The following is a 2,570-nucleotide window of genomic DNA, read 5'->3' on the forward strand; positions in this document are numbered from 1 at the left end:
TTCTCGTGACTGCGTGCCTTTTGAAGAATGAGCCTGCGAGTTTGCGGTGTGTTGCGAGGTTAACCCGGGTGGGGTAGCCGTAGCGAAAGCGAGTCCGAACAGGGCGCTTTAGTAGCACGCTCAAGACCCGAAGCGGAGTGATCTAGCCATGGGCAGGTTGAAGCGGAGGTAAGACTTCGTGGAGGACCGAACCCACCAGGGTTGAAAACCTGGGGGATGACCTGTGGTTAGGGGTGAAAGGCCAATCAAACTCCGTGATAGCTGGTTCTCCCCGAAATGCATTTAGGTGCAGCGTCGTGTGTTTCTTGCCGGAGGTAGAGCACTGGATAGGCGATGGGCCCTACCGGGTTACTGACCTTAGCCAAACTCCGAATGCCGGTAAGTGAGAGCGCGGCAGTGAGACTGTGGGGGATAAGCTCCATGGTCGAGAGGGAAACAGCCCAGAGCATCGACTAAGGCCCCTAAGCGTACGCTAAGTGGGAAAGGATGTGGAGTCGCAGAGACAACCAGGAGGTTGGCTTAGAAGCAGCCACCCTTGAAAGAGTGCGTAATAGCTCACTGGTCTAGTGATTCCGCGCCGACAATGTAGCGGGGCTCAAGCGTACCGCCGAAGTCGTGTCATTGCAGCAATAGGGCCAACGCCTGCTGTGATGGGTAGGGGAGCGTCGTCTGCCGGGTGAAGCAGCCGTGGAAGCGAGTTGTGGACGGTTGACGAGTGAGAATGCAGGCATGAGTAGCGATTCACACGTGAGAAACGTGTGCGCCGATTGACTAAGGGTTCCTGGGTCAAGCTGATCTGCCCAGGGTAAGTCGGGACCTAAGGCGAGGCCGACAGGCGTAGTCGATGGATAACCGGTTGATATTCCGGTACCCGCTGTGAAGCGTCAAACATTGAATCCAGTGATGCTAAGCCCGTGAAGCCGCCGGCTGAGTCTTCGGACGAGGTCGGAGTGGTGGAGCCGGTGGCCCGAGCTGGTAGTAGGTGAGTGATGGGGTGACGCAGGAAGGTAGTCCATCCCGGGCGGTGGTTGTCCCGGGGTAAGGGTGTAGGACGTCAGGTAGGCAAATCCGCCTGGCAGTAGTCTGAGACCTGATGCCGAGCCGATTGTGGTGAAGTGGATGATCCTATGCTGTCGAGAAAAGCCTCTAGCGAGTTTCATGGCGGCCCGTACCCTAAACCGACTCAGGTGGTCAGGTAGAGAATACCGAGGCGTTCGGGTGAACTATGGTTAAGGAACTCGGCAAAATGCCCCCGTAACTTCGGGAGAAGGGGGGCCAGCTCCGGTGATCCGTTTTACACGGTGAGCTGGGGGTGGCCGCAGAGACCAGCGAGAAGCGACTGTTTACTAAAAACACAGGTCCGTGCGAAGCCGTAAGGCGATGTATACGGACTGACGCCTGCCCGGTGCTGGAACGTTAAGGGGACCGGTTAGTCATTCTTCGGGGTGGCGAAGCTGAGAACTTAAGCGCCAGTAAACGGCGGTGGTAACTATAACCATCCTAAGGTAGCGAAATTCCTTGTCGGGTAAGTTCCGACCTGCACGAATGGCGTAACGACTTCTCGACTGTCTCAACCATAGGCCCGGTGAAATTGCACTACGAGTAAAGATGCTCGTTTCGCGCAGCAGGACGGAAAGACCCCGGGACCTTTACTACAGTTTGATATTGGTGTTCGGTTCGGCTTGTGTAGGATAGCTGGGAGACTTTGAAGCATTGACGCCAGTCAGTGTGGAGTCGTCGTTGAAATACCAGTCTGGTCGTGCTGGATGTCTAACCTGGGTCCGTGATCCGGATCAGGGACAGTGTCTGATGGGTAGTTTAACTGGGGCGGTTGCCTCCTAAAGAGTAACGGAGGCGCCCAAAGGTTCCCTCAGCCTGGTTGGCAATCAGGTGTTGAGTGTAAGTGCACAAGGGAGCTTGACTGTGAGACCGACGGGTCGAGCAGGGACGAAAGTCGGGACTAGTGATCCGGCGGTGGCTTGTGGAAGCGCCGTCGCTCAACGGATAAAAGGTACCCCGGGGATAACAGGCTGATCTTCCCCAAGAGTCCATATCGACGGGATGGTTTGGCACCTCGATGTCGGCTCGTCGCATCCTGGGGCTGGAGTCGGTCCCAAGGGTTGGGCTGTTCGCCCATTAAAGCGGTACGCGAGCTGGGTTTAGAACGTCGTGAGACAGTTCGGTCCCTATCCGCTGCGCGCGCAGGAATATTGAGAAGGGCTGTCCCTAGTACGAGAGGACCGGGACGGACGAACCTCTGGTGTGCCAGTTGTTCTGCCAAGGGCATGGCTGGTTGGCTACGTTCGGGAGGGATAACCGCTGAAAGCATCTAAGCGGGAAGCCTGCTTCGAGATGAGTATTCCCACCCACTTGATGGGGTAAGGCTCCCAGTAGACGACTGGGTTGATAGGCCGGATCTGGAAGCACGGTAACGTGTGGAGGTGACCGGTACTAATAGGCCGAGGGCTTGTCCTCAGTTGCTCGCGTCCACTGTGTTAGTTCTGAGGCAACGACCGTGTCGTGTTCCGGTTGACAGCTTCATAGTGTTTCGGTGGTTATAGCGTGAGGGA

At 56.6% G+C, this 2,570-nt stretch carries 1 rRNA gene; it reads left to right on the plus strand.

Annotated elements, in window-relative coordinates:
* Window positions 1-2,475: ribosomal RNA gene (locus tag ABZT17_RS45080) — 23S ribosomal RNA — on the plus strand; the annotation flags it as partial.
* Between the last annotated feature and the right edge of the window lie 95 nt (window positions 2,476-2,570).

The sequence above is a fragment of the Streptomyces sp. NPDC005648 genome (assembly GCF_040605395.1).
Lineage (GTDB): Bacteria > Actinomycetota > Actinomycetes > Streptomycetales > Streptomycetaceae > Streptomyces.